This window comes from Micromonospora sp. WMMC264 (assembly GCF_027497275.1).
Taxonomy (GTDB): Bacteria; Actinomycetota; Actinomycetes; order Mycobacteriales; family Micromonosporaceae; genus Micromonospora; species Micromonospora chalcea.
This window is the reverse complement of the sequence record NZ_CP114907.1, coordinates 1,306,816-1,331,810: the sequence shown is the minus strand read 5'-3', so window position 1 is coordinate 1,331,810 and position 24,995 is coordinate 1,306,816. Positions and strand designations below refer to the sequence as shown.

Genomic DNA, 24,995 nt, shown 5'->3' with positions numbered 1-24,995 from the left:
CCGGCGCCGTCGGGTGCCCCTTTCCCCGGCCCGTCCCGCCCGGGTCGGGCAGTGTCCGCTCAGGACTTGCCGAACTCCCGCTGGATGATGTCGAAGAGCTCGTCCCGGCTGGCCGACTCCAACTCCTCCGCGGCGGCCGGCGCCGGTGCGGTGGCGGCGGGGCGGCCCCGCCACCGGGTCAGCAGGTCCTCCAGCCGACCGACGACCGCGTCGTCGACCTGGTCGCCCGGCAGCCCGCCGAGGAGCTTGTCGAGGCGTTCGATCTCGGCCACGATCGGCAGCGCCGGCTGCTCGGGCGCCAACTCGGCCCGCAGGTGACCGGCGAGCGCGTTCGGGGTGGGATGGTCGAAGACGAGGGTGGCGGGCAGTCCGATGCCCGTTGCGGCGGTCAGCCGGTTGCGCAGCTCGACTGCGGTGAGCGAGTCGAAGCCCAGTTCGAGGAAGCCGCGGGCGGGCCTGATCCCGCTCGGCGTGGCGTGTCCCAGCACCGCCGCGGCGGTGCCGCGGACCAGGTCGAGCAGGATGCGGTCGCGCTCCGGCCCGGAGGCGGCGGCGAGCCGCTCGCGCAGCGCCGACGCCGCGCCGCGGTCCTCGCCCTTCGGCGCCTCCTCGGCCGGTGCGGGCTGTGCTGCTTCGGGGATGTCGGTGAACAACCGGGACGGACGCAACGCCGTAAACGACGGCACAAACCGATCCCACCGCACATCCGCCACCACCACCTGCCCCTCACCACCATCCAACACCCCCTGCAACGCCGCCACCGCCAACTCCGGAGCCATCCCCGGCAAACCACGCCGACTCAACTGCTCCCCCGCCACCCCCACCGCCATACCCGCCTCAGCCCACGGCCCCCACGCCACCGACGTCCCCACCAACCCACGCCCACGCCGCGACACCACCAACCCATCCACAAACGCATTCGCCGCCGCATACCCCACCTGACCCGCAGAACCCCACACCCCCGCAATCGACGAAAACACCACAAACGCATCCAAATCCAAACCAGCAGTCAACTCATCCAACACCACCGCACCACCAACCTTCGCCCGCAACACCTCCTCCACCTCACCCACACCCACCTCACCCAACGGCGTCAACTGCGCCACACCAGCCGCATGCACCACCGCCCGCAACCGCTCACCCCGACCCACCAAATCCCCCAACAACCCCGCCACCGCACCACGATCCGCCACATCACAACCCACCACCGACACCCGCACACCCAAACCCTCCAACCGCCCCACCAACTCACCCACACCCGCCGCACCACCACCACGCCGACTCACCAACACCACATGCTCCGCACCCACACCCACCGCCCACAACGCCACCCGCGCACCCAACGCCCCCGTACCACCCGTCACCAACACCGTCCCCGACAACCGAAAACCACCACCAGCACCCGCACCCGCACCCGCCGGACAACCCGCACGCACCAACCGCCGCACAAACACACCCGACGACCGCAACGCCACCTGATCCTCAACCCCCGACAACAACACCCCACACAACCAACCCCACACACCACCACCCAACACACCCGGCAAATCCACCAAACCACCCCACCGCAACGGCACCTCCAAACCCACCACCCGACCCAAACCCCACACCGCAGAACCCGCGACATCCGCCAGCTCGTCCGAGTCGCCGACCGACACCGCCCCGCGCGTCAGCCACCACAACCGGCCCGACCCACCGACGTCGGTCAGCGCCTGCACCACGGCCAGCGCCGTCGACACCTCGGCGGCGGCCGGAACCGGGGACGCCTCCCGCGGCTCGGCCAGCGACAGCAGGGACACCACGTGGGCGTCCCGGGCGTCGGAGCTCATCGCCTCCAGCAGCAGCCGCGCCACCCGGTCGCGGTCGGCGCCGGCCGGGATCAGCACCGGGACCGCCCGGTCGGCCCGGGCAGCCAGCGCCGCGGCCACCGGGTGGTCCTCCTGCCCGGGCGCCATCAGCAGCAGCCAGGTTCCCGCCAACGTCGCGGAGTCCGGCACGGCGGCCGTACGCCACGTCGCCCGGTACCGCCAGGAGTCGACGACCGCCCGCTGCTGCGTCGCCCGCCGCCACCGGGCGAGCTTGGGCAGCAGCGCCGTGGACGGCTCGTCCGCGCCCACGGCGAGATCCTCGCCCAGTACGCCGAGGTCCCCGGACTCGACCGCCGCCCAGAACTGCTCGTCGGACGGGGCGTCGGCCCGCTCCGGAGCCGAGCCGGGCTGGGGGTCCTCCAGCCAGTAGCGCTGCCTGTCGAAGGCGTAGGTGGGCAGTTCCACCGCGCGCGGCCGGGTGCCGGTCTGGCCGAGGTACGCCGCCCAGTCGACGGCCACGCCGGCGGCCCAGAGCTGCCCGGCGGCAGTGGTGAGGGTGGTGACGCCGGGCTGGCTGCGGCGCAGCGTGGCGACGTACCGCACGTCGTCGGCGGTGTCCGCCTCGGCGGCCATGGCGGTGAGGACCGCGTCCGGGCCGATCTCCAGGAAGGTGTCCACCCCCTGTGCCCGCAACGCCGCCACCCCGTCGGCGAAGCGCACCGGCTGCCGCACGTGCCGCACCCAGTAGCCGGGCTCGGTGATCTCTGCGGCGTCCGCGACCGCGCCGGTCACGTTCGACACGATCGGGATCCGCGGCGGCTGCCAGTCGAGCCCCGCCACCACCGACGCGAACTCGTCCAGCATCGGATCCATCAACCGCGAATGGAACGCGTGACTGACCGCCAGTTCCTTGACCCGCCAACCCCGCTCACGGCAGGCCCCCACCACCGAGGCGACCTCATCGGCCGCGCCCGAGACGACCACCGACGCGGGGCCGTTGACCGCCGCGATGTCCACGGCCGCGCCCGACGCGCCGAGCAACTCGGCGACAGCCTCCTCCGACGCACCGACCGCTGCCATCACCCCACCCGACGGCAGAGCCTGCATCAACCGACCCCGCGCCGCCACCAGGGAACAGGCATCCGCCAACGACAACATCCCCGACACGTACGCCGCCGTCACCTCACCGATCGAATGACCCGCCAGGAAATCAGCCCGCACACCCCACGACGACAACAACTCCCACAACGCCACCTCCACCGCGAACAACCCCGCCTGCGCGAACACGGTCTGATTCACCAGAGCCGCAGTCTCCGAACCCGGCTCCGCGAACACCACCTCGCGCAACGCACGCGGCAGACGCGGATCAATCTCCGCGCACACTTCGTCGAACGACGCCGCGAACACCGGAAACGCCTCGTACAACTCCCGGCCCATACCCACACGCTGCGAACCCTGACCCGTGAACAACACCGCCCGACGACCCGCCGACACCACACCCGCAGACCGACCCTCGGCAACAGCCGACAGCCCGGCCACCAGCTCGTCCACGTCCGAGCCCCACACCACCGCCCGATACTCCAACGCCGCCCGCGACGTCACCAACGACCACGACACATCAGCCACCGACAGGTCAGACCGACCCCGCACGAACGACGCCAACCGCCCGGCCTGACCCGACAGACCCCGCTCCGAACGCCCCGACAGCACCCACGGCACCGGCACCCCGACGGGCACGGCAGACGCCGCGGCGTGCTCCGGCTCCGCCTGCTCGATGATCACGTGCGCGTTCGTGCCGGAGATCCCGAACGATGACACGGCAGCCCTGCGTGCGCGGCCCGCACCCGGCCACTCGCGCGCCCGGGTCACCAGCTCCACCGCACCCGACGACCAATCCACATGCGACGACGGCACATCCACATGCAGCGTCGCCGGCACGGTCCCGTACCGCATCGCCAAGATCATCTTGATGATCCCAGCCACCCCCGCAGCCGCCTGCGTATGACCGATGTTCGACTTCACCGACCCCAACAACAACGGCACATCCCGACCCTGCCCATACGTCGCCAACAACGCCTGCGCCTCGATCGGATCACCCAACGACGTACCCGTACCGTGCGCCTCCACCACATCCACATCAGCCGCCGACAAACCCGCACTCGCCAGCGCCTGCCGGATCACCCGCTGCTGCGACGGACCATTCGGCGCCGTCAAACCATTCGACGCACCATCCTGATTCACCGCCGAACCCCGCACCACCGCCAGCACCCGACGCCCGTCACGCCGCGCATCCGACAACCGCTGCACCACCAGCACGCCGACGCCCTCGGACCAGCCCGTGCCGTCCGCGGCGTCCGAGAACGACTTGCAGCGGCCGTCGGCGGACAGGCCGCCCTGGATCGAGAACTCGGCGAACGTGCCCGGTGAAGCCATCACGGTGACGCCGCCGGCCAGGGCGAGGTCGCACTCGCCGGACCGCAGCGCCTGCGCCGCCAGGTGCAACGCCACAAGCGACGACGAACACGCCGTGTCCACAGTCACCGCCGGGCCCTCGAAACCGAACGAGTACGCCACCCGGCCCGACAACACGCTTGTCGCGTTGCCGGTGAGCAGGTGGCCGCCGACCTCCTGGGCCCGACCGACCGACCCGCTGGCGTACCCCTGGAAGCTGGCCCCGGCGAAGACGCCGACCGCGCCGCCCCGCAGGGTGGTCGGGTCGATGCCCGCCGACTCGACTGCCTCCCACGAGGTCTCCAGCAGCAGCCGCTGCTGCGGGTCCATGGCGAGCGCCTCCCGCGGCGAGATGCCGAAGAACTCGGCGTCGAACTCGCCGGCGTCGTAGACGAAGCCGCCCCTGCGGGCAAAGGACGTGTCGGACAGGCCGCTGCTGAGGAAGCTGTCCCAGCCCCGGTCGAGGGGGAACTCGGAGATGCCGTCGCGTCCGGTGGCGAGCAGTTGCCACAGTTCTTCCGGGGACGCGACACCACCCGGGAGGCGGCAGCCCATGCCGACGATCACGATCGGGTCGTCGTCGACGGTGGCGACCCTGCGGTCGGCCGGCGCGTCGCCCGATGCTCCGAGCACGGTCTCCCGGATGAAGGCGACCAGGGCGGCCGGCGTCGGGTGGTCGAAGACGAGGGTGGAGGGCAACGCGAGGCCGGTTTCGGCGGTCAGCCGGTTGCGCAGCTCGACTGCGGTGAGCGAGTCGAAGCCGAGACGCTGGAACGCCCGGTCCGGCCGCACCGCCTCCACGGTGGCGTGGCCGAGCACCGTGGCGACCTGGGAGCGTACGAGGTCCAGGAGGGACGCCTCGACCTCCGGCGGCGTCAGGGCCGCGAGCCGCTCGCGCAGTGCGGAGGCCCGGTCGGTGGGGCCGGTCTCGGCTCGGGACGCCGCCTCGATCGCCGCCTGTGCTTCGGGGATGTCGGTGAACAACCGGGACGGACGCAACGCCGTAAACGACGGCACAAACCGATCCCACCGCACATCCGCCACCACCACCTGCCCCTCACCACCATCCAGCGCCCGCTGCAACGCCGCCACCGCCAACTCCGGAGCCATCCCCGGCAGACCACGCCGACTCAACTGCTCCCCCGCCACCCCCACCGCCATACCCGCCTCAGCCCACGGCCCCCACGCCACCGACGTCCCCACCAACCCACGCCCACGCCGCGACACCACCAACCCATCCACAAACGCATTCGCCGCCGCATACCCCACCTGACCCGCAGAACCCCACACCCCCGCAATCGACGAAAACACCACAAACGCATCCAAATCCAAACCAGCAGTCAACTCATCCAACACCACCGCACCACCAACCTTCGCCCGCAACACCTCCTCCACCTCACCCACACCCACCTCACCCAACGGCGTCAACTGCGCCACACCAGCCGCATGCACCACCGCCCGCAACCGCTCACCCCGACCCACCAAATCCCCCAACAACCCCGCCACCGCACCACGATCCGCCACATCACAACCCACCACCGACACCCGCACACCCAAACCCTCCAACCGCCCCACCAACTCACCCACACCCGCCGCACCACCACCACGCCGACTCACCAACACCACATGCTCCGCACCCACACCCACCGCCCACAACGCCACCCGCGCACCCAACGCCCCCGTACCACCCGTCACCAACACCGTCCCCGACAACCGAAAACCACCACCAGCACCCGCACCCGCACCCGCCGGACAACCCGCACGCACCAACCGCCGCACAAACACACCCGACGACCGCAACGCCACCTGATCCTCAACCCCCGACAACAACACCCCACACAACCAACCCCACACACCACCACCCAACACACCCGGCAAATCCACCAAACCACCCCACCGCAACGGCACCTCCAAACCCACCACCCGACCCAAACCCCACACCGCAGAACCGTCCAGGTCGGTCAGAGGCTCGGAGTCGTCCACGGAGACGGCACCGCTGGTCAACCACCACAGCCGACCCTCGACCTCAGTGACTGCAAGCGCCTGCGCGACCGCCAGCGCCTCGACGACACCGGCGCCGGCCAGCGACATCAGCGAGATCATCCCGGCGACCGGTCCTGCGGCCGCCGAGGCGGCGGACAGCCGACGCGCGATCCCGTCCCGGTCCAGCTCGTCCAGCACCACGGGGATCATCTCGGCGCCCCGCTCCGCCAGCCCGGCCAGCAACGGGTGGTCCTCCTGGCCGGGCACCATCAGCACGAGCCAGGAGCCGGTCAGGTTCTCGTTCCCGGTCACGTCCTGGCGCCGCCACACCACGCGGTAGCGCCAGGAGTCCACCGTCGACCGCTGCTGTGCGGCCCGCCGCCACTGCGCGAGCTTCGGCAGGACCGCGCTGAACGGTTCGTCCGCGCCGACACCCAGCTCGCCGCCGACCAGGTCGGGGTCGCCGGACTCCACGGCCGCCCAGAACCGCCCGTCGAGAGCTTCGCCGTGCACGTCCCGGCGGGCCGCGGGCGCCGCCTCGGGCCAGTACCAGGTGTGGTCGAAGGCGTACGTGGGCAGGTCGACCACGCCCGGCCGGGCGCCGGTCTGACCGTGGTAGGCAGCCCAGTCGACCGGCACACCCGCCACCCACAACTGCCCCAGCGCCGACGTCAACACGCCGACCTCCGGCTGATCCCGCCGCGACACCGGAACCCGCCGCACCCCGGCATCCGCGACGATCTCCGCCACCATCGCCGTCAACGTCGCATCCGGGCCCACCTCCAGGAACGTGTCCACCCCCTGCCCCCGCAGAGCAGCCACCCCGTCGGCGAACCGCACCGGCTGCCGCACATGCCGCACCCAGTACTCCGGATCCACCAGCTCCAGCGGCTCCGCGACCGCGCCGGTCACATTCGACACGATCGGCACCCGCGGCACCCGCCAGTCCAGCCCCGCCACCACCGACGCGAACTCGTCCAACATCGGATCCATCAACCGCGAATGGAACGCGTGACTGACCGCCAGTTCCTTGACCCGCCAACCCCGCTCACGGCAGGCCCCCACCACCGAGGCCACCTCATCGGCCGCGCCCGAGACGACCACCGACGCGGGACCGTTGACCGCCGCAATGTCCACGACCGCGCCCGACCCGCCGAGCAACTCGGCGACAGCCTCCTCCGACGCGCCCACCGCTGCCATCACGCCACCGGCCGGCAACGCCTGCATCAACCGACCCCGCGCCGCCACCAGGGAACAGGCATCCGCCAACGACAACATCCCCGACACGTACGCCGCCGTCACCTCACCGATCGAATGACCCGCCAGGAAATCAGCCCGCACACCCCACGACGACAACAACTCCCACAACGCCACCTCCACCGCGAACAACCCCGCCTGCGCGAACACGGTCTGATCCACCAGAGCCGCAGCCTCCGAACCCGGCTCCGCGAACACCACCTCGCGCAACGCACGCGGCAGACGCGGATCAATCTCCGCGCACACTTCGTCGAACGACGCCGCGAACACCGGGAACGCCTCGTACAACTCCCGGCCCATACCCACACGCTGCGAACCCTGACCCGTGAACAACACCGCCCGACGACCCGCCGACACCACACCCGCGGACCGGCCCTCAGCCACCGCCGACAGACCAGCAACCAACTCGTCCACCGACGAACCCCACACCACCGCCCGATACTCCAACGCAGCCCGAGTCGTCGCCAACGACCACGACACGTCCGCCACCACAAGGCCGGACCGATCCCGCACGAACGACGTCAACCGCCCGGCCTGACCCACCAGACCCCGCTCCGAACGCCCCGACACCACCCACGGCACCGGCACCCCGACCGGCGCGGCAGACCCCGCGGCAGACTCCGGCTCCGCCGCGACCTCGGGGACGGCCTCGGGCTCCGGCTGCTCCAAAATCACGTGCGCGTTCGTCCCCGAGATGCCGAACGACGACACACCCGCCCGCCGGGGACGCTCCACGTCCGGCCACTCACGCGAGGCCGTCACCAACTCCACCGCACCCGACGACCAATCCACATGCGACGACGGCACATCCACATGCAACGACGCCGGCACGGTCCCGTACCGCATCGCCAAGATCATCTTGATGATCCCAGCCACCCCCGCAGCGGCCTGCGTGTGACCGATGTTCGACTTCACCGACCCCAACAACAACGGCACATCCCGACCCTGCCCATACGTCGCCAACAACGCCTGCGCCTCGATCGGATCACCCAACGACGTACCCGTACCGTGCGCCTCCACCACATCCACATCAGCCGCCGACAAACCCGCACTCGCCAGCGCCTGCCGGATCACCCGCTGCTGCGACGGACCATTCGGCGCCGTCAAACCATTCGACGCACCATCCTGATTCACCGCCGAACCCCGCACCACCGCCAGAACCCGACGCCCGTCACGCCGCGCATCCGACAACCGCTGCACCACCAGCACACCGACACCCTCGCCCCACGCGGTGCCGTCCGCAGACTCGGCGAAGGCCTTGCAGCGGCCGTCCGCCGACAGCCCACCCTGGCGGGAGAACTCGATGAAGGCGCCCGGGGTGGACATCACCGTGACGCCGCCGGCCAGCGCGAGGTCACACTCGCCGGACCGCAGCGCCTGCGCCGCCAGATGCAACGCCACAAGCGACGACGAACACGCCGTGTCCACAGTCACCGCCGGCCCCTCGAAACCGAACGAGTACGCCACCCGACCCGACAACACGCTCGCGGAGGCACCCGTCGCGCCGTACCCGGCGAGCGCCTCCCCGGCCTCGCGCACGACGGTCTCGTAGTCCTGGCCGTTGGTGCCGGCGAACACCCCGACGCGGCTGCCGCGCAGCGCGAGCGGTTCGATCCGGGCGTCTTCGAACGCCTCCCAGGAGACCTCCAGCAGCAGCCGCTGCTGCGGGTCCATGGCGAGCGCCTCCCGCGGCGAGATGCCGAAGAACTCCGCGTCGAAGCCGCCCGCGTCGGCCAGGAAGGCCCCGCGCGAGACGTAGGAGTCGGTGCCGGTCAGCGACTCCAGGTCCCAGTGCCGGTTGGCCGGGAAGTCCGACATCGCGTCGGCACCGGCCGTCAGCAGGTCCCAGAGCCCCTCCGGGGACTCGGCTCCGGCCGGGAAACGGCAGCCCATGCCGACGATGACGATCGGGTCGTCGCCCACGACGGGGCCGGTGGCGGCGGGGACGGGCAGCGCCTGCCCGCCGAGCAGCTCGGCGTGGATGTGGCCGGCCAGAGCCGCCGAGTTCGGGTAGTCGAAGGCGAGCGTGGTCGGCAGCGCGAGGCCGGTCGCCGCGTCGAGCCGGTTGCGCAGCTCGACAGCTGCCAGCGAGGTGAAACCGAGATCCTGGAACGCCCGGTCCGGCGCCACCCGCTCGACGGACTCGTGGCCGAGCACGGCGGCGACCTCGGCGCGTACCAGCTCACCGAGGACGCGCAACTGCTCCGCGCCGGGCATTCCCGACAGGCGCAGGCGCAGGTCGGCCGCCGGCACCGGGGCGTCGGCGGGCACCGCCGCGCCGGCCTCGGCCAGCAGGTCGCGGACCAGCGGGTGGGCGCGCCGCGGACCGGTGGCGGCCACCCGGGCCCAGTCGATGTCGGCCACGACGAGGTACGTCTCGTCGCGGTCCAGCGCACGGCTGAAGGCGCGCACGGCTGTCTCCGGTGCCATCGCGCCGAAACCGGTACGGCTGAGCCGCTGTTCGAAGTCGCCCGCGCTCACCCCGCCGTCGGCCCACAGGCCCCAGGCGAGCGAGGTCGCCGGCAGTCCCTCGGCGCGGCGGCGCTGCGCCAGGGCGTCGAGGAACGCGTTGCCGGGCGCGTACGTGGCCTGGCCGGCGGCGCCCATGAGGCCGGCGAGGGAGGAGAAGAGGACGAAGGCGGAGAGGTCGCTGCCCCGGGTCAGCTCGTCCAGGTTGCGCGCGGCGTCGACCTTCGCCCGCAGGGCGGTGGCCAGCTGGTCGACACTCACGGCGTCGACGACGTTGTCGTCGAGGGCGGCAGCGGTGTGCACGACCGCGTTCAGCGGAAGCTCGGCGGGGATCGAGTCGAGCAGCGTCGCGAGCGCGGCCCGGTCGGCCACGTCGCAGGACGCGAGGGTTACCCGGGCGCCGAGCCCGGCGAGTTCCTCGGCGAGGGCGGTCGCGCCGGGCGCCTCGCCACCTCGCCGGCTGACCAGGAGGAGGTGTTCGGCTCCGTCAGCGGCCAGCGCGCGGGCGACGTGTCCCCCGAGTGCCCCGGTGCCGCCGGTGATCAGCACCGTGCCGCGCGGCGTCCAGGAACCGCGCGCACCGGTGTCGCCGTACGTCGCACGAACGAGCCGGCGGGCGTGGCCGCCGGTGCCGCGCAGGGCGATCTCGTCCTCCCGGCTGGTGCCGGCGATCAGCGTCCGGAGCATCCGCACGACGCTCTGGTCGGGCTGCTCAGGGAGGTCGACGAGCCCGCCCCACCGGTGCGGGTGCTCGGCGCGCAGCACGCTGCCGAAGCCCCACGCCATGGCCTGCACGGGGTCGACGTGCCGGTCACGGGATCCGACGGAGACCGCGCCGCGGGTGGCGATCCAGAGCCGGGCGGTGATCCCGGCGTCGCCGAGGGCCTGCGCGAGCGCGACCGTGGCGGCGAGGCCCGTTGGCACGGAGGCGGCCCCGGCGTACGGCCGGGTGTCGAGGGCCAGCAGGGAGAGTACGGGCAGCACGTCCCCGTCGCGGCCGGTCGACGCCTCGGCGAGGTCGTGGGCGAGGCGCTTGCGGTCGCACGTGGCGTCGACCTCGACGATCCGCCCGCCGGCGGCGCCGAGGGCGGCGGCCCAGTCCGTCACGGCCGCGTCGGCGCCGGCCGGTACGACGAGCAGGAAGTCGGTCGCCTCGGCGCGGGCGGCGTCGTCCGTGAGCGGCTGCCAGGCCACCCGGTAGCGCCAGGAATCGAGGGCCGCCTCGGCGTCCCGGCGGCGTCGCCAGGTGGACAGCGCCGGCAGCACGTCCGCGAGGGGGGCGTCGGCGTCGACGGCCAGGCTCTCGGCGAGGGTCGTCAGGTCCTCCGCCTCGATCGCCCGCCAGAAGTCCTCGTCGGCGGCGGTACGCCGGGCGGCGGGGGGACGGTAGGACCGCGTCGTCGCGTTGATCCAGTAACGTCGATGGTCGAAGGCGTACGTGGGCAGGTCGACCACGCCCGGCCGGGCGCCGGTCTGACCGTGGTAGGCAGCCCAGTCGACCGGCACACCCGCCACCCACAACTGCCCCAGCGCCGACGTCAACACGCCGACCTCCGGCTGATCCCGCCGCGACACCGCGACACACCGCACCCCGGCATCAGCGACGATCTCCGCCACCATCGCCGTCAACGTCACGTCCGGGCCCACCTCCAGGAAGGTGTCCACCCCCTGTGCCCGCAGAGCAGCCACCCCGTCGGCGAACCGCACGGGCTGCCGCACATGCCGCACCCAGTACTCCGGATCCACCAGCTCCAGCGGCTCCGCGACCGCGCCGGTCACGTTCGACACGATCGGGATCCGCGGCACCCGCCAGTCCAGCCCCGCCACCACCGACGCGAACTCGTCCAACATCGGATCCATCAACCGCGAATGGAACGCGTGACTGACCGCCAGTTCCTTGACCCGCCAACCCCGCTCACGGCAGGCCCCCACCACCGAAGCCACCTCATCGGCCGCACCCGAGACGACCACCGACGCGGGGCCGTTCACCGCCGCAATGTCCACGACCGCGCCCGACCCGCCGAGCAACTCGGCGACAGCCTCCTCCGACGCGCCCACCGCCGCCATCACCCCACCCGACGGCAGAGCCTGCATCAACCGGCCCCGCGCCGCCACCAACGTGCACGCGTCCCTCAGGGACAACATCCCCGACACGTACGCCGCCGTCACCTCACCGATCGAATGACCCGCCAGGAAATCAACCCGCACACCCCACGACGCGAGCAACTCCCACAACGCCACCTCCACCGCGAACAGACCAGCCTGCGCGAACACCGTCTGATCCACCAAGCCGGCATCGGAAGTACCCGCCTCGGCGAACACGACCTCCCGCAACGCACGCGGCAACAAACCATCAAAACGGGCGCACACCTCGTCGAACGCCGACGCGAACACCGGGAACGCCTCGTACAACTCCCGGCCCATACCCACACGCTGCGAACCCTGACCGGTGAACAACACCGCCCGACGACCCGCCGACACCACACCCGCAGACCGACCCTCAGCCACCGCCGACAGACCAGCAACCAACTCGTCCACCGACGAACCCCACACCACCGCGCGGTGCTCCAACGCCGCCCGAGTCGTCGCCAACGACCACGACACGTCCGCCACCGCAAGGCCGGACCGTTCCCGCACGAACGACGCCAACCGCGCCGCCTGACCCACCAGACCCCGCTTCGAACGCCCCGACACCACCCACGGCACCGGCAACCCGACCGGCGCGGCAGACCCCGCGGCGTGCTCCGGCTCCGCCTGCTCGATGATCACGTGCGCGTTCGTCCCCGAGATGCCGAACGACGACACACCCGCCCGCCGGGGACGCTCCACGCCCGGCCACTCACGGGAGGCCGTCACCAACTCCACCGCACCCGACGACCAGTCCACATGCGACGAGGGCACATCCACGTGCAACGACGCCGGCACCACCCCGTACCGCATCGCCAAGATCATCTTGATGACACCCGCCACCCCCGCAGCCGCCTGCGTGTGACCGATGTTCGACTTCACCGACCCCAGCAGCAGCGCGTCCCGGTCGTCGCGGTCCTGCCCGTACGTGGCGAGCAGCGCCTGGGCCTCGATGGGGTCGCCCAGCGTCGTGCCCGTGCCGTGCGCCTCCACGACGTCGACGTCGGCGACGCCCAGCCGGGCGTTCGCGAGGGCCTGCCGGATCACCCGCTGCTGCGACGGGCCGTTCGGCGCCGTCAACCCGTTCGACGCGCCGTCCTGGTTGACGGCCGTGCCCCGCACGACCGCGAGGACCCGGCGCCCGTCACGCCGCGCGTCCGACAGCCGCTGCACCAGCAGCACCCCGACGCCCTCGGACCAGCCCGTGCCGTCCGCCGTGTCGGAGAACGACTTGCAGCGGCCGTCGGGGGCCATGCCCCGCTGCCGGGAGAAGTCGATGAACGTCTCGGGCGTCGCCATCACCGTGACGCCGCCGGCCAGCGCCAGGTCGCACTCGCCCGACCGCAGCGCCTGCACCGCCAGGTGCAATGCCACAAGCGACGACGAACACGCCGTGTCCACAGTCACCGCCGGCCCCTCGAACCCGAACGAGTACGCCACCCGACCCGACAACACGCTGCTGGCCGTGCCGACGCCGAGGTAGCCGTCGAGGGTCTCGGGGACGTCGGCCAGCCCTGCGGCGTGGTTGTGGTACATCATGCCGGCGAACACGCCGACGGGGCGGCCACGCAGCGCAAGCGGGTCGATCCGGGCGTCCTCGATGGCCTCCCACGAGGTCTCCAGCAGCAGCCGCTGCTGCGGGTCCATGGCGAGGGCCTCGTGCGGCGAGATCTTGAACAGGTCGGCGTCGAAGTCGGCGGCGTCGGCCAGGAAGCCGCCCTCGCGGGCGTAGCTGCTGCCCCGGCGCGCGCCGGACGGGTCGTACAGGTCGTCGACGTCCCAGCCGCGGTCGGCGGGGAAGCCGGTGATGCCGTCGCCACCGGAGACGAGGAGGTCCCACAGTTGCTCGGGGCTGCGTACGCCGCCGGGGTAGCGGCAGCTCATGCCGACGATCGCGATCGGCTCGTCGAGCGCCGCGACGGCGGCTACCGGAGCCGCCCGGGTGCCGGCGTCCGTTGCGGTCTCGGCGTCCAGGTGGTCGGCGAGGGCGAGCGGGGTCGGGTGGTCGAAGACCAGCGTCGCGGGCAGGCGCAGGCCGGTGACCGCGCCCAGCCGGTTGCGCAGTTCGACGGCGGTGAGCGAGTCGAAACCGAGCTCGGTGAACGGACGCCCGGCCTCGACGGCGGCGGCGTCGGCGTACCCCAGGACCGTCGCGACCTGGTCGAGGACGAGCCGCAGCAGGGCCGCGGCGCGCTCCTCGCGGTCGAGGCCGGCGAGCCGCCCGGTCAGCGCGGCGGTCTCCGCCGGGCCGGACCGCGCGGCGCGGCGCCGGGGCGCCCGGACCAGGCCGCGCAGGACCGGCGGCAGGGTGCCCGCCTCGGCCTGGGCGCGCAGCGCCGGCCCGTCCAGCGCCATCGGCACCGTCGCGGGCAGGCCGGTGAGCAGGGCGGCGTCGAGGAGCGCGAGGCCGTCCGCCGCGGGAAGCGGGCGTACGCCGGCCCGGGCCAGCCGGTCGGTGTCGGCGCGGTCGAGGCCGGCGGTCATGCCGCCGCCCGACTCCGCCCACGGGCCCCAGGCCAGCGAGTGCGCCGGCAGGCCCGCGGCCCGTCGCCGGTGGGCGAGCGCGTCCAGGAAGGCGTTGGCCGCCGCGTAGTTGGCCTGGCCGGGGCTGCCCGTCACGCCCGCCGCCGAGGAGTACGTGACGAAGAGCGCGAGGCGGCCGGCGGCGGTCAGCTCGTGCAGGTTCGCGGCGGCGTCCACCTTCGGCCGCAGCACGTCGCCGAGCGTCTCGGGGGTGAGCGAGGTCAGGGTGCGGTCGGCCAGTACGCCGGCGGTGTGCACCACGCCGGTCAGCGGGTGCGCCGGGTCGATCCGGTCCAGCAGCGCGGCGAGGGCGGCCCGGTCGGCGGCGTCGCACGCCTCGACAGTCGCGGTGGCGCCCAGGTCGGCGAGGGCGGCGACCAGGTCCGCTGCGCCGTCGGCGTCGGCGCCGCGCCGGCTGGTGAGCAGCAGGTGCCGGGCCCCGTACCGGGTGACCAGGTGGCGGGCGGTCAGTGCGCCGAGGGCACCGGTGCCGCCGGTGACCAGCACCGTGCCCTCCGGGTCCAGCGCCGGCGCCGGCGCGTCGGGTTCCGGGGCGGCGACGAGCCGGGGCACGCGGAGCGCCCCGTCGCGTACCGCCGCCTGCGGCTCGTCGGCCGACAGCAGGCCGGCGAGGACGGCCGCGCAGTTCTCCTCGTCGTCGACGTCGACGACGAGGAAGCGGCCGGGGTGCTCGGCCTGGGCGGAGCGGAGCAGGCCCCACACGGCGGCGCCGGCCAGGTCGGTGACCTCCGCGTCGTCGTCCACGGCGACGGCGCCGCCGGTGAGGACCACCAGCCGGGAGTCGCCGGTGTGCGGTTCGGCGGCGAGCCAGCCCTGGAGCACGGCGAGGACCTCGGCGAGCAGGTCGTGGACGGCGCCGGGGCCGGTCGCGCCGGCCACCGGGTACAGCACGGCGTCGGGTACCCCGGCGTCGCGGAGCGCGTCGAGGTCGGCGTACCGGGCGGCGGGCGGGCCGGACGGCAGCGGGGCGGGACGTTCGCCGAGCACCGCCCAGGTCGTGCCGTCGGCAGCGCCCCCGGCGACGGGGTGCCGGAGCCAGTCGAGGCGGAACAGCGAGCGCCGCCACGCGGACCCGCCGGCGGTGAGCTCCCCCGCCGGCAGGGGCCGCAGCACCAGGGAGCCGACCCGGGCGACCGGCGCCCCGGTGGCGTCGGCGACCAGCATGGACACCGTGTCCGGACCGGTGGGGGTCAACCGCACCCGCAGCGTGTCGGCGCCGTGGGCGGACAGCGTCACGTCGGACCAGGCGAACGGCATCCGGGCCTCGCCGGGGTCGACGACGCCCAGCCCGACCGCCTGCACGGCGGCATCGAGCAACGCCGGGTGCAGCCCGTACCCACCGGCGTCGCCGGCCGCCGGCTCGGGCAGCGCCACCTCGGCGTACACGTCCGCGCCGACGCGCCAGGCGGCACGCAGCCCGGAGAAGGCCGGGCCGTACGCGAACCCGGCCCGTGCCGCCCGCCCGGCCAGCTCCGACACGTCCAGGGAGGTGGCGTCGCTCGGCGGCCACTGCGCCAGCACGCCGGTGTCCTCATCCGGCTCCTCGGTGAGCAGGCCGGTGGCGTGCCGTACCCAGATGTCGTCGGTGCCGGCGCGGCGGGCGTGGACGGTGAGCTGCCACGCTCCGCCGCCGGTGCGTTCGGCGGCGACCTGCACGTCGACGCCGCCGGTCTCGGGCAGCACCAGCGGCGCCTGGAGGGTCAGCTCGGCGAGCCGTTCCGCGCCGACCTCCGCGCCGGCCCGCATCGCCAGTTCCACGAACCCGGTGCCGGGCAGGAGCACGACGTCGCGCAGGGCGTGCTCGGCCAGCCAGGGCTGGGTCTCCACGGACAACCTGCCGGTGAGCGTCACCTCGTCGCCGTCGGCCGAGCGGAACACCGCGCCGAGCAGCGGGTGGCCGGTCGGGGTCAGCCCGGCGGCGGTCACGTCGGCGGGCTGCGGCAGGGGCAGCAACCAGTAGCGTTCGCGCTGGAACGCGTACGTGGGCAGGTCGACCGGCACGGGCGGGCCGGCGAACAGGGCCGCCCAGTTCACCGGCACGCCCCTGGCCCACACGGTGGCCGCGGCGGCCAAGGCGGTGGTCGCCTCGTCGTGCTCGGCGCGCAGCACGGGGGCGCAGACCGCCTGGTCCGCGCCGACGATCTCCTGGGTGAGCGCGCAGAGCACTCCGCCCGGGCCCACCTCGACGTACGCGCCGACACCCAGCTCACGCAGCGTGGCCACGGCGGCGTCGAAGCGGACCGTGTCGCGGACGTTGCGCAGCCAGTACGCCGGGGAGCACACCTCGTCGGGGTCGAGCACCGATCCGGTCACGGTGGAGACCACGGGGATGCGGGGCGCGGCGAAGGTCAGTTGCCCGAGCACGTCGCCGAACGCGTCGAGCATCGGGTCCATGCGGGCGGAGTGGAACGCGTGGCTGACCCGCAGCCGCCTGGTGCTGCGGCCGAGGGCTGCGAAGTGTGCGGCGACCGCCAGCACGGCGTCCTCGTCGCCGGAGACGACGACGGACTCCGGGCCGTTGACGGCGGCCAGCCCGGCGCCGGGCGTCCCGCCGGCGGTGGCCAGGTGCGCGCGGACCTCCGCCTCGGTGGCGCGGATCGACACCATGGCGCCACCGGTGGGCAGCGCCTGCATCAGCGTGCCCCGGGCGGCCACCAGGCGGGCGGCGTCGGGCAGCGACAGCACGCCGGCGATGTGCGCGGCGGCCACCTCGCCGACCGAGTGCCCGGCCACGAAGTCCGGCACGACACCCCAGGACTCGACGAGCCGGTAGGCGGCGACCTCGATGGCGAAGAGCGCCGCCTGGGCGTACCCGGTGCGGTCGAGCACGTCGGCGGGGCCGTCGAGCACGCCGCGCAGCGGCCGGTCGAGGTGCCTGTCCAGCTCCGCGCAGGCGGCGTCGAAGGCGTCGGCGAAGGCCGGGAAGGCGGCGTACAACCGCTGGCCCATGCCGACGCGCTGGGCGCCCTGGCCGGTGCAGAGCACGGCGACGCGGGTGGGACTGGCGACCCCGCGCCGCACGGACGGGGCCGGGACCCCGTCGGCCAGCGCGCCGAGCCCGGCGAGCAGTTCGTCCCGGTCGGCGCCGAGCAGCACCGCACGGTGTTCCAGGACGGACCGGCCGGTGGCCAGGGCCCGGCCCACGGCGGCCGGCGCGGCGTCGGGGTGCTCGGCGAGCCAGGAGCGCAGCCGGTCGGCCTGGGCGCCGAGCGCTGCGGCGCTGCGCGCGGAGACGACCCACGGCAGCGGGTCGGGGCCGGTGACGGCGTCGGTGGCCGGCTGCGGCGCGGGCGGGGCGGCCTCGACGATGACGTGGGCGTTGGTGCCGCTGACACCGAACGAGGAGACGCCCGCGCGCATGGGCCTCGTCGCGCGCGGCCACGGGCGCGGCTCGCGGAGCAGGCTCACCGCGCCGGCCGACCAGTCGACGTGCGGGGACGGCTCGTCGACGTGCAGGGTGCGCGGCAGGACGCCGTGACGCATCGCCATGACCATCTTGATGACGCCGGCGACGCCGGCCGCGGCCTGGGTGTGCCCGAGGTTCGACTTGATCGACCCGAGCCACAGGGGCTGGTCGTCGGCCCGGTCCCGGCCGTACGTGGCGAGCAGGGCCTGCGCCTCGATGGGGTCGCCGAGGCGGGTGCCGGTGCCGTGGGCCTCGACGGCGTCCACGTCGGCCGGGGCGAGCCGGGCGTTGGCGAGGGCCTGGCGGATCACGCGTTGCTGCGACGGGCCGTGCGGCGCGGTGAGGCCGTTGGAGGCGCCGTCGGAGTTGACCGCGCTGCCGCGCACCACGGCGAGCACCCGGTGGCCGTTGCGCTGCGCGTCGGAGAGCCGCTCCAGCAGCAGCAGCCCGGCGCCCTCGCTCCAGCCGGTGCCGTCGGCGGTGGCCGCGAAGGACTTGCACCGCCCGTCCGGGGACAGGCCACGCTGGCGGCTGAAGCCGACGAACGTGTCGGGGCTGGACATGACGGTGACACCGCCGGCCAGCGCGAGGGTGCACTCGCCGGAACGCAGGGCCTGGACGGCGAGGTGCAGCGCCACCAGGGAGGACGAGCAGGCGGTGTCGACGGTGACGGCCGGGCCCTCGAAGCCGAACGTGTACGCGATCCGGCCGGAGACGACGCTGCCGTGGTTGCCCGTGCCGACGAACGCCTCGACCTCCTGCGGCACCCCGTTGAGCCGGGAGACGTAGTCGTGGTACATGACGCCGGTGAAGACGCCGGTGCGGCTGCCCTTGAGCGAGTCCGCGGCGATGCCGGCCCGCTCGACCGTCTCCCAGGCGACCTCCAGCAGGAGGCGCTGCTGCGGGTCCATGGCCAGCGCCTCGCGGGGCGAGATGCCGAAGAAGCCGCCGTCGAACTCGCCGGCGTCGTGCAGGAAGCCGCCCTCGCGGGTGTACGACTTGCCGTGCGCGTCCGGGTCGGGGTCGTAGAGGCTCTCCACGTCCCAGCCCCGGTCCGCAGGGAAGGGTGTGACGGCGTCGACGCCGGACTCGACCAGCCGCCACAGCGCCTCCGGAGTCCGCACCCCGCCCGGGTAGCGGCAGCCCATCGCCACGATCGCGATCGGCTCGTGATTCTGCTCGTCGACGGCCCGCAGGCGCTCGCTGGTCTCGTGCAGGTCAGCGGTGACGCGCTTGAGGTACTCGCGGAGCTTGGCTTCGTTCGCCATCGGGTTGATCACCTGTCGCTAAGGGGCAAGCGGCGGACTCGTGGTCAGGATCGGCCGAACTTCTGGTCGATGAAGTCGAACAGCTCGTCGTCCGAGGCGTCGTCGAGGGCCTGGCCGACGTCGTCGGGCCGGTCGGTGGTGTCGCTCCACCGGGTGACCAGCGCCCGGAGGCGGACTGCCACGGCGGTACGCGTCTCGTCGTCGGCGGCCAGCCGCTCCAGCTCCTCCGGCGCGGTCGCGGCGAACGCGGCCTCCAGCCGGTCCAGCTCGGCGAGCAGGCCCGGTTCGGGCTTCGGCGGGGCGGCGTCGACCAGCAGGAAGTCGGCGAGGGCGGCGGGCGTGGGGCAGTCGAAGATGAGGCTCGCCGGCAGCCGGATGCCGGTGAGGGCGGTCAGCCGGTTGCGCAGCTCCACGGCTGTCAGCGAGTCGAAGCCGAGGCCGGTGAACGTCTGCCCGGACGGCACGACGGTGGCCGGCGGGTAGCCGAGCACCTCGATGACCTGCGCCTTGACCAGGTCCTCCACCAGCCGGCCGCGTTCGGCCTCGGGCGTGCCGGCGAGGCGCTGCGCGAAGGACGGGCCGCCGTCGCCGCCGCCGTCGACGACGCGCCGCCGGGCCCGGACCAGGCCGCGCAGCGGCGCCGGGAGCTGGCCGGCGTCGGCCTGGCGGCGCAGCGCGGCGAGGTCGAGCAGCGCCGGCACCAGGTGGGGGCGTCCACCGTGCAGGCCGGCGTCGAAGAGGCGCAACGCCTGGCCGGTGCCGAGCGGGCTGAGGCCGTTGCGGCTCATCCGCTGCCGCTGTGCGGCGTCGAGTGCGCCCGTCATCCCGCTGTCCGCGGCCCAGAGGCCCCAGGACAGGGACGTGGCGGCGAGGCCGCAGGCGTGCCGGTGCCCGGCGAGGCCGTCGAGGAACGCGTTCGCGGCGGCGTAGTTGCCCTGCCCGGGGCCGCCGAGGACACCGGCGACGGACGAGAAGAGGACGAACATCGCCAGCGGCCGCGATCGGGTCAGCTCGTGCAGGTGCCAGGCGGCGTCGGCCTTGGCGGAGAGAACGGCTGACAGCCGGCCGGGGGTCAGCGCCGAGATCACCGTGTCGTCGAGGACGCCGGCGGCGTGCACCACGCCGGTGAGCGGGTGCTCGGCGGGAACGTCGGCCAGCACCGCGGCCAGGCGGTCCCGGTCCGCCACGTCGGCGGCGACCAGGCGGGCCTGCGCACCCAGCGCGGTCAGCTCGGCGAGCAGCTCCGCCGCGCCGGGGGCGTCGGTTCCGCGGCGGCTGACCAGCAGCAGGTGGCGCACCTTGTGCGTATTGACCAGGTGCCGGGCCAGCAGACCGCCGAGGGCGCCGGTGGCCCCGGTGACCAGGACCGTCCCCTCGGGGTCGAGGGCGGTGGCCGGCGCCGGGTCGAGGACGGCTGGCGCGAGCCGGGGCGCCAGCACCTGCTCGTCCCGGACCGCCAGTTGGGGTTCGCCGGTGGCGACCGCACGGGCCACCAGGTCCACAGTGCAGGACTCCGGCTGCCGCGCCTCGTCGAGGTCCACGAGCACGAAGCGGTCGGGGTGCTCCGCCTGGGCCGAGCGCAGCAGGCCCCAGACCGCCGCGCCGGGCAGGTCGCCCGTACGACAGGTGTCGCCGGCGGCGACGGCCCCGCGGGTCAGCACGACCAGCCGCCGCTGTGCCAGCCGGTCGTCGGCGAGCCAGCCCTGGACGGCGGCCAGCACCGCCGTGAGCCGGCTCCGCGTCGCGGCGGGAACCGGGGCGTCCTCGTCGTCGGTGTACGCGGCGAGCAGCACCAGTTCCGGGTCGATCCGGCCGGAGTCGACCGCCTCCGCCAGCTCGGCGAGCCTGTACCTGGCGATCTCGGACAGGTCGGACGGCGCGTCGCCGAGGAGCACCACCCGGACGGTCGCCGGGGTACCCGGCCGCACGCTCTGCCAGTTGACGGCGTACAGCGGGTCGGCTGCGGAGTCACCGCCGCGCACCTGGTCGGCGGTGACGGGGCGGGAGACCAGGGAGTCGATCCGGGCGACGGGGGCGCCGGCCGGGTCGGTCAGGGTCAGGGCCACGCCGCCGCCGCTGCGCCGGGCGCGTACCCGCAGCGCGGTCGCGCCGACCGCCGAGAGGGTGACGCCGGTCCAGGCGAAGGGCAGGCGTACGCCGGAGGCATCATCCGCGTCGGAGTCGAGCAGGCCGACGACGTGCAGCGCAGCGTCCAGCAGGGCGGGATGCAGGCCGAAGCCGGCGACCTCGGTGCCGTCGGGCACCGCCACCTCGGCGCACACCTCGTCGCCGGTGCGCCAGACGGCGCGCAGGCCACGGAAGAGGGTGCCGTATTCGACGCCCAGACGGGACAGCTCGGTGTAGATCCCGTCGACCGCGACGGCGGTGGCGGCGCTGGGCGGCCACGGCGCCGGATCGGACCGGTCGGGCTGCGGTACGGCGGGGGCGAGGACGCCCGCCGCGTGGCGGTCCCACTCGCCGTCCGGGTCGGCGGCGGCGCGGGAGTGGATGGCGACCGTCCGGCGACCGTCCTCGTCCGCCGCGCCCAGTTTCACCTGCACCGCCCGGGTGCCGTCCTCGGCGAGCGCCAGCGGGGCCTGGAGGGTCAGCTCGTCGAGGGTGTCGCAGCCGACCTGCGCGCCCGCGTGCAGGACCATCTCGACCAGGGCGGCGCCGGGCACCACCACCGAGTCCCAGACGACGTGTTCGGCGAGCCACGGGTGTGTCAGTACGGAGAGTTCGGTGCCGAACACCCGTACGTCGTCGTCGGCGACGCGTACGGCGGCGCCGAGCAGCGCGTGGTCGACGGGGCGGACACCGAGCCCGGGCGCCGTCTCGACCCCCGCGCTGGCGTTGAGCCAGTAGCGCTGCTGGTCGAAGGCGTACGTGGGCAGGGCGATGGCGCGGGGGCGTGCCTCGGCTGCCCGCTCGGGGCCGGACCCGTCGAGGGCGGCGAGGTATCCGGTCCAGTCGACGTGGCCGCCGGTGACGTACCACTCGGCGAGGGCGGTGCGCAGCGTGTCGGCCTCGGAGTGCCCGGCGCGCATCGTGGCGGTGAACCGGACTTCGCCGGCCGCCTCGACGCAGTCCTGCGCCATGGCGGTGAGTACGGCGTCGGGGCCGACCTCCAGGAACTGGGTGACGTCCTGCTGGTGGAGGGTGCGCACCGCGTCGGCGAACCGTACCGGCTGGCGTACGTGCCGCACCCAGTAGCCCGGGTCGGTCAGCTCCGCCGCGTCCGCGACCGCACCGGTCACGTTCGACACCACCGGCACCCGCGGCGGCTGCCAGTCCAGCCCCGCCACCACCGACGCGAACTCGTCCAGCATCGGATCCATCAACCGTGAGTGGAACGCGTGACTGACCGCCAGTTCCTTGACCCGCCAACCCCGCTCACGGCAGGCCCCCACCACCGAAGCCACCTCATCGGCCGCGCCCGAGACGACCACCGACGCGGGGCCGTTCACCGCCGCAATGTCCACGACCGCGCCCGACGCGCCGAGCAGCTCGGCGACAGCCTCCTCCGACGCACCGACCGCCGCCATCACCCCACCCGACGGCAGAGCCTGCATCAACCGACCCCGCGCCGCCACCAGGGAACAGGCATCCGACAGCGACAACATCCCCGACACGTACGCCGCCGTCACCTCACCGATCGAATGACCCGCCAGGAAATCAGCCCGCACACCCCACGACGCGAGCAACTCCCACAACGCCACCTCGACCGCGAACAACCCCGCCTGCGCGAACACCGTCTGATCCACCAGAGCCGCAGTCTCCGAACCCGGCTCCGCGAACACCACCTCGCGCAACGCACGCGGCAGACGCGGATCAATCTCCGCGCACACTTCGTCGAACGACGCCGCGAACACCGGGAACGCCTCGTACAACTCCCGGCCCATGCCCACACGCTGCGAACCCTGACCGGTGAACAACACCGCCCGGCGACCCGCCGACACCACACCCGACACCACCGACCGGCCCTCGGCAACAGCCGACAGCCCGGCCACCAGCTCGTCCACGTCCGAGCCCCACACCACCGCGCGGTGCTCCAACGCCGCCCGCGACGTCACCAACGACCACGACACGTCCCACGACGACACGCCAGATCCCGGCACGAACGACGCCAACCTCGACGCCTGCCCCACCAGAGCACGCTCCGAACGCCCCGACACCACCCACGGCACCGGCACACCCACCGGCGCCGCGACGGGCTCGGGATCGGCTTCGGCCTCCGGCTGCTCCAGGACCACGTGCGCATTGGTCCCCGAGATGCCGAACGACGACACACCCGCCCGCCGAGGACGCTCCACGCCCGGCCACTCACGGGAGGCCGTCACCAACTCCACCGCACCCGACGACCAATCCACATGCGACGACGGCACATCCACATGCAGCGTCGCCGGCACGGTCCCGTGCCGCATCGCCGAGATCATCTTGATGATGCCCGCCACCCCCGCAGCGGCCTGCGTGTGACCGATGTTCGACTTCACCGACCCGAGCAACAGCGGCACATCCCGGCCCTGCCCGTACGTCGCCAGCAACGCCTGCGCCTCGATCGGATCACCCAACGTCGTACCCGTGCCGTGCGCCTCCACCACGTCCACGTCGGCGACGCCCAGCCGGGCGTTGGCGAGCGCCTGCCGGATGACCCGCTGCTGCGACGGGCCATTCGGCGCCGTCAAACCATTCGACGCACCATCCTGATTCACCGCCGAACCCCGCACCACCGCAAGGACCCGACGCCCGTCGCGCCGCGCATCCGACAAGCGCTGCACCAGCAGCACACCGACGCCCTCGGCGAGCGCCGTGCCGTCCGCCGCGTCGGCGAACGCCCGGCACCGGGCCACCGGGGACAGGTTGCCCTGCCGGGTGAAGTCGACGAACACCGCGGGAGTGGGCATCACCGTCACGCCACCGGCCAGCGCGAGATCGCACTCCCCCGACCGCAGCGCCTGCACCGCCAGGTGCAACGCCACAAGCGACGACGAACACGCCGTGTCCACAGTCACCGCCGGCCCCTCGAACCCGAACGAGTACGCCACCCGGCCCGAGGCGATGCTGCCCGCGTTGCCGAGGCCGAGGTAGTCCTCCACGCCCGCCGGCGGGGTCTCCGGCGGGTGGGCGTACCCGCTGTGGGTCATGCCGGCGAAGACCCCGACCCGGGCGCCCTTCAGGCTTGTGGGGTCGATCCCCGCCGTCTCGACGGCCTCCCACGAGGTCTGCAGCAGCAGCCGCTGCTGCGGGTCCATGGCGAGGGCCTCGCGCGGCGAGACCCCGAACAGCCGAGGGTCGAACTCGGCGGCGTCGGCCACGAATCCGCCCTCCCGGACCGAGGAGGTGCCCGGCCGGGACCGCTCCGGGTCGTAGAGCGCGTCGAGATCCCAGCCGCGGTCGGTGGGGAAGGAGGCGATCGCGTCACCGCCGGACGCGACGAGATCCCACAGTTCCTCGGCGGTGCGCACCCCGCCGGGGAACCGGCAGCCGATGCCGACGATCGCGATGGGCTGCTGCGCGTCGGCCTCGACGTCCCGGAGCCGTTGCCGGGTCCGCCGCAGGTCGGCGGTGACTCTCTTCAGGTACTCCCGGAGCTTCTCTTCGGTGTCCATCAACCCAGCCCATCGCGATTCACGGCGGAGACTCGACGTAAGCGACGGTACGAATGCGCAGAAGTCTCAGGCG

Annotated in this window: 2 protein-coding genes; both read right to left on the bottom strand. The window is 73.5% G+C overall.

The annotated features are described in order from the left end of the window. Positions 1–59: 59 nt before the first annotated feature. Entirely contained in the window at positions 60–19,313 is a 19,254-nt protein-coding gene (locus O7542_RS06020) for a type I polyketide synthase (protein ID WP_281605819.1), read from the bottom strand. A 44-nt stretch (positions 19,314–19,357) separates the two neighbouring features. Beyond that, positions 19,358–24,922 carry a type I polyketide synthase gene (locus tag O7542_RS06015; protein WP_281605818.1) on the bottom strand — a complete coding sequence of 1,855 codons (5,565 nt, stop codon included), beginning with the start codon at positions 24,920–24,922 and terminating at the stop codon, positions 19,358–19,360. Positions 24,923–24,995: the final 73 nt, after the last annotated feature.